5 protein-coding genes are annotated in these 6,169 nt (G+C 40.3%); 1 reads left to right on the forward strand and 4 read right to left on the reverse strand.

The annotated features are described in order from the left end of the window. Together ACOVO2_RS07110 and ACOVO2_RS07115 are read right to left on the reverse strand one after the other, a co-directional pair. Positions 1-423, reverse strand: a 423-nt coding sequence (locus ACOVO2_RS07110) for an RrF2 family transcriptional regulator (protein WP_421769304.1), incomplete at its 3' end; no start/stop codon positions are given. 131 nt (positions 424-554) lie between these two features. Further along, positions 555-2,996: a TonB-dependent receptor plug domain-containing protein gene (locus tag ACOVO2_RS07115; protein WP_421769305.1), complete on the reverse strand. Its 2,442-nt coding sequence runs from the start codon at positions 2,994-2,996 to the stop codon at positions 555-557. Between the two features lie 256 nt (positions 2,997-3,252). Here ACOVO2_RS07115 and ACOVO2_RS07120 point away from each other — a divergent pair, with 256 nt between their 5' ends. Continuing rightward, entirely contained in the window at positions 3,253-4,308 is a 1,056-nt protein-coding gene (locus tag ACOVO2_RS07120) for a 3-oxoacyl-ACP synthase III family protein (RefSeq protein ID WP_421769306.1), read from the forward strand. Positions 4,309-4,406: 98 nt separating this feature from the next. Here ACOVO2_RS07120 and ACOVO2_RS07125 read toward each other — a convergent pair whose 3' ends face one another. Both ACOVO2_RS07125 and ACOVO2_RS07130 read right to left on the reverse strand, forming a co-directional pair. Next, positions 4,407-5,144 (reverse strand): hypothetical protein, encoded by a 738-nt coding sequence (locus ACOVO2_RS07125; RefSeq protein WP_421769307.1) that lies wholly within the window; start codon positions 5,142-5,144, stop codon positions 4,407-4,409. 68 nt (positions 5,145-5,212) lie between these two features. Continuing rightward, on the reverse strand, positions 5,213-6,169 hold a 957-nt coding region (locus tag ACOVO2_RS07130), incomplete at its 5' end, for a cellulase family glycosylhydrolase (protein WP_421769308.1).

Consider the following 6,169-nt stretch of genomic DNA (forward strand, 5'->3'; position numbering starts at 1 on the left):
TTCCTCAGGCAAATCCATCAAATCTTTTAGTGTTGTGTTTTCGTAAACTGCTAAGTTTGCATCACGAACTTTTTCCATGATTGGTCTAATCTTACACGTTTTTTCATCAGCACAATCATCGCATTTTCCGTAGAAATAAAGCGAAACACAAAGCATTGGCGAAATCGGGCCGTCAATGATACGTACGATTTTGGCAATCGAAACTTCCTCTGGCGACATACGAAGTTGATAACCACCTCCTTTACCTTTCTGGCTATGAAGCACACCATTATTGCGGAGTTCGAGCAGAATGGCTTCCAAAAATTTTTTCGGAATACTCTGTTGTTCGGCAATATCAGCAATCAAAATCGGCTGCTTCGATTCGAATTTTTCTGCCAGCACCTTGAGTGCTTTAAGTGCATATTTTGCTTTTTTAGAAATCATTTTGTTAGTTTTGACGAAGAATCTAAAGAAATCAGAAAATAGGAAAACTGATACCTTACTGAGCAAAAGTACAATTTTTCATTCATTCTGCAATAGTTTTCTTTCAAGACCTCTCAATCAACTATCTAAAATTATTTACTGCTTACCGAATAGGTGGTCTTTGCCGCAACAGGAATTCCCGTTGACGAAATCCCCTCCATAGTTACATGTACATTTGTGGTAGCATCCGTATTGAAAAATGTAATGCTGGCTTTGCCATTAGCATCGGTTTTGACTTTCGGTGCCCAGAAGATAGTCGAACGGAAATCTGGTCGAAGATTTTCTGGAATATCGACATCATATTTTGGTGCATAAAACTCTTTGGTAGGGTAATAACCCGCAATACCAAAAGTCTGAACCCCCATTGTCTCATCTTGGCTATAATCATAATTCGGATTTCCTCTTTTGGTCAATATGGAAATCACACCGCCGCCTGCACCCGTGCCATAAATTGATGCTTCAGCACCAGTCAAGATATCAACTCTATCAACATCAGGCACTGGTAGCATCAATATGGCGTCTTTGGTAGTTTGCATTCCGTCGAGCAAAAACATTGGCTCTGACGAGAGCATAATCGAACTTACCCCTCTGATAGTAATTGTAGGGTCGTTGACACTACCAGATACTTGCACACCCGCAAAACGCCCCCGTATCAAATCAAGTATATTGGTATAGCCAGACATTGTTCTATCGACCGTAAGCGATTTGCTTGCTTTATCATATAGCACTCGTGAATCTCGTTCTTGTGTTTTTTTCTTGGCTTTGACCGTAACCTCGGCAAGCATAATGGCTTTATTGAAGCGAAGAGTTCGTTCAAAATCTAAGGCTTCTTTGGTGCGTTTTAGGTAATCGGCCAAATCTTTTTCATCGAATGAAATTGCGTTGAATGGAATCGCCACGACCTGCACTTTTGGTGAGAAATTACGGTTAATAAAAATTTTGGTATTTCGGTTGTTATTACCAGCAATGGCTTGAATGATAACCTGAGCAGAATCAACAAAATTGAGGTTATAGGCAGCAAAAGAGCCATCTTTCTCGGCCATTCCCATCCCAAAGAGTTGTGTGCTATCTTTTAGTTTGAACATAAAAGTTAGATTGACGGGCTTTTCGAATGCTTTGCCGTTTGGTCGGCTGATTTCACCCGAAAGGCTAAGTCCACGTTCAAACAAAAACTTGGTTTTTGGCAGTTCATCTTTCATTATATCGTTCCATTGATAACGTCTCCAGCCTTGGGTCATCATCAGAATATCTAAGTGGCGAGCGGCATCAGGGTTTTCTTTCGAGAAATAATAAGCAGGTTGTTCGATTCTTCCTTTTAGGTCAGAACTGAGTAGTAAGTAGGTAGCAATATTTTCGCCAAAAGGCTTCTCTAAAACCTGGCCGGCATCGGTAACTGAAACCGAGAAATCGCCCGATACGGCTTGCCCTTTTGCATCTTTTGCTTCAATCTCAACCGTTACTTTTTCTCGTGTTTTATACTGGGCTTTATTGGTCGAGAGTTTTACATCGAGTGTGCTATCTTTTTTGAGGAAAACTAGACGTTCACAGAGTGGCAATCCTTTTTCGTTGAAAACCGTAAATTGTGTAATGCCACCTGGAAACTTATTTTTAGGAATCTTAACAAGCAATACTTTTTTAGTAGATACGGTTTTGGCTGTATAACAAACTTTTCCCTGCGATTGCCCCACAATAGCAATTTGTCCGGCGGGAGCGGTACTATTATGGCCTACAAACAAACGAATATTGTCTTTATCAGCCACTGACTCTATGCCCATCACAAAGCCTTCTTTTAGGGGAGTTGGCAATGGTATTTCCTTTTCATAGATATTTCGGTATCTGATTTTCGCAGTGTATTTTTCTCCCATTTGTGGTTTAAAAATCATTACACCCATTCCCAAATGTTCGCTTTCAAAATTGACAATAGTGTCACCTTTATCGTTCAAAATTATTCCCGAAACATCTAAGCCACTGCCAAGTGCATCGGTTGCTTTGTAAGCCAAACGATTTTCGATTCCTTCGACCATATTGCCTCCTTCTGGGAAAAACTGAAAATCAATTTCTTGGGCATTTAGCTTAGTGGGTTCGTCGGCTTGACTGGGGCGGTAAACTTTAAAATCTTTTGTAAAGAGTAAGTTGTCATCAAAATTTAGCATCCAGTTTGTGTAAGCTCTTAGGCTGTAGTAGCCAGCTTTGAGGGTATCAGCCAGTTGGAAATCGGCAGCAGCACTTCCTCCCTCTAATTTCAATATTTTTTTATCAATGAGTTTATTGCGTTGATTATCAATGAGTTCTACATAGAGTGGAATGCTTATCGTATCGGGTAAAAGTGTATTGGCCTCTACCAAGTAGGCTTTGAACCAAACGGTTTCACCTGCTGTGTAGTAGGGTTTGTCGAGCTGTAGATATGCTTTTTCTTGTGGAAATTCATCTTGATAGCGATTAAATTTGGATACAATTTTCTCAAGTAAGTCGTCTTCAAAAGTAAAAGCAAATAGTAGGGTGGCGAGTGCAAGTGATAATAGGTTTGTTTTCATTAGAAACGTGGGAAATTGTGTTTGAATTTATGTTGTTTTGCTTGCAAAATGAATATAAAAATTTAAAAATGAAAATTTTACAACTAATTTTTTAGTTTTTTCTTGATGAGTGGTTTTTTATTTATTTCGAGAGGTTTTGGCAAAAGGAAAGATTTAAATTTCTCTTTTGAAAAAACATAATATTTCTAAGAAATGTTTGTACGAAGAAAAGGTATTTATAGTACATTTGTGACCAGATTCTAAACAAACTAAAAATATGTTACACTCGAAAATTGCAGGAATAGGTTTTTATGTGCCAGAGAAAGTTGTGACCAACCACGACCTCATGAAAGTGATGGATACAACTGACGAATGGATACAAGAACGCTCGGGAATCAAAGAAAGACGCTACGGAATAAAAGGCGTAGAAACCCCAACCACAATGGGAGCTGCCGCCACAAAAATAGCTTGCGAACGTGCGGGAATTAGCCCCGAAGAAATAGATTTTATAGTATTTGCCACACTTAGTCCTGATTATTATTTTCCGGGTTGTGGGGTGCTTTTGCAACGAGAGTTGGGCATCACCCACAAAGAAATGGGGGCTTTAGATATTCGGAATCAATGTTCGGGCTTTATTTATGCTCTTTCAGTAGCCGACCAATTTATCAAGGCTGGAATGTATAAAAATGTGTTGGTTGTTGGCTCAGAAATGCACTCAATGGGGCTTGATTTCACGACTCGTGGCCGAAATGTAGCGGTTTTGTTTGGTGATGGGGCAGGAGCGGTGGTACTTCAACCAACTACCGATGAAGGCAAAGGAATCTTGACAACGCACTTGCATTCGGATGGTACACACGCCGAAGAATTGGCTTTGATTAGCCCCGGTAGCCACGGTGGCTATCATTTAGGAACCGAACAGTTTGGTTTTCCTGATGTGGAATACGGTGAAATTTTTGTTTATGAAAATTTGCTCGAAAACAAGACTTACTACCCAAATATGAATGGGCAGTTGGTGTTTAAAACCGCCGTGACGAAGTTTCCAGAGGTAATCATGGAAGCTCTGAACAAAACAGGCTACACACCTGCCGATATTGATATGTTGGTGCCGCACCAAGCCAATTTGCGTATTGCTCAGTTTGTGCAGAAAACACTCCGTTTGCCCGACGAGAAAGTGTATAACAACATTATGAAATACGGAAACACAACGGCTGCATCAATTCCGATTGCTTTGTGTGAGGCTTGGGAAGCAGGCAAAATCAAAGATGGCGATTTGGTTTGTTTGGCTGCTTTTGGAAGCGGATTTACGTGGGGTTCGGCCTTGATTCGCTGGTAGGAGAAAAGTCCACGGTTAGCAGTGGGCAGTCTTCGGTTTACAGTCTGCCTACTGAAAACTGAAGATTGAAAACTATCAACCGTGGACTTACAAAAAAACTATTTTATCTTATCAAAAATACTTGTATCTACTTTTACGGCTGCTAAATCATTGCCTGTGCGTAGGTCAGTTACGTTGAGGTCTAAAGGCCCAAGTTTATGGTTTTGGGCGATTATTGCACCAGTTTCGGTGGTTTTCCAGTCTTGCCAAGTAGCAGAAACTCCTCCGATTGGTAGAATTTTAACCCACATTTTGAAAGCGGTTGGAGTGGCATTTTTATCTAAAAACCATAAATATGAATCACCAGGCGTAACTCCGCCCGAAGCATAACTTACCAAAAGGGCTTCTGAACCATCTTCAGTTTTAACGATTTTTCGAGTTACGCCTTCATCAAAAACTTTATACGGAGCAATCAACCAATAAGAGTCATTGCAGAAGATAGCCCATGCTTTTCCTCTTAAAACATCCAGTTGTCCATCGGTTACTTCTTTTCCTTCGCTGAAAGCCTTTCCTTTATTCCATTCTTTCAGATTGAGCAAAACATCGTTTTTATCCCATTTTATTTGTACGAGTTCGTTTTTCTTATCCCACACAAATTGGTGTCCACCTTTATGCGTCCACGCTACTACGTTTGTGCTATCCCACGCAGATTTGTTGAGGGCTTTCAGCATTTTATTGGCCAGTTCGTCGGCTTTTGTTGGGTTTTCGCCAGTAGGTAGTTTTTCGTTGAGAACCAAATAACCAACAATTACCAAAGCTAATATTGCGACTGCAATGTAAAGAAATACTTTTTTCATTTTTAAGAGAGTATGTAAAACTTAATCAACGAAAAAGGTGCAAAAGTTGTTCATTTATATCGAAGAAACTAAAATCCGTTGCTTCTAATTGCCGTATTTTTTATACCATAAGTGGCATTGTTTACGATATTTTGCCCAAACGTGGTGAGCGTATTATTGCCACCGTATGGGGCTACTTGATTATTATTAGTCATATTTCTTGCCGAACATCCATCTCTTACCCAAGCCCAAGCCAACCAGCCAATATCATTGGTTTTGAGGGTAGTGAGCAGGTTTTGGTACTGAAATCCGTTGGTTGGATTGTTGGGAGCATCGTTTGTGCCATCAATATTATAATGGCAGTAAGAGGTAGCATTATTGACCGATTCATCTTGCTTGTTGGCTACTTCACCAACAATAAAAGGCAAATTTGCATTCATTGCATTAGTCAAATCTGTATTGGCGTTATAGCCAGCCCAATAGGCATGCACACTAAACAAAACATTATGCTCTGGGTCGTGGTCTATGAGTTCTTGCCCTGCATCAACCACAGCCCTTAGGTCGGTACCGCAATCAGGGCTATCAATCATGATGGGCATCTTCAGATTGGCATTTCTGATAGACGTAATGGCGGTTTTATAGGCGTTTTTCCAGTTGTTTAGGCTTGCCGTAGAATAGCCCGCCCAACGGTATCTACCTACTTCGTTAGCTAAATTGATAATCAGATATTTTTTATGTTTGTTTAGAATCGTCACGATGGCGGGGGCTGTCCACCACGAAATCAGTTGAGTATTTATCAGGTTAGCATCTTCGGCACAAGTAAGGTCATGAAGCTCTAAGACGGGAATCATCTGATTGGTTTTGCACTTTGTCAATAAATTATCAAGGTCGGTATTGGTCACGGCTGGGCGAGTCGGATTTCCATAAGTTTTATACCACTGTAAACGCACGGCATTTGCCCCACTTTTTTCAATTTCGGTAATTAAATCATTGGCAGGAAAGCCCCAGTCGTCCATTACAGGATAATTTACACCTCTGATGATAAA

This window comes from Emticicia sp. (assembly GCF_049241225.1).
GTDB lineage: Bacteria > Bacteroidota > Bacteroidia > Cytophagales > Spirosomataceae > Emticicia.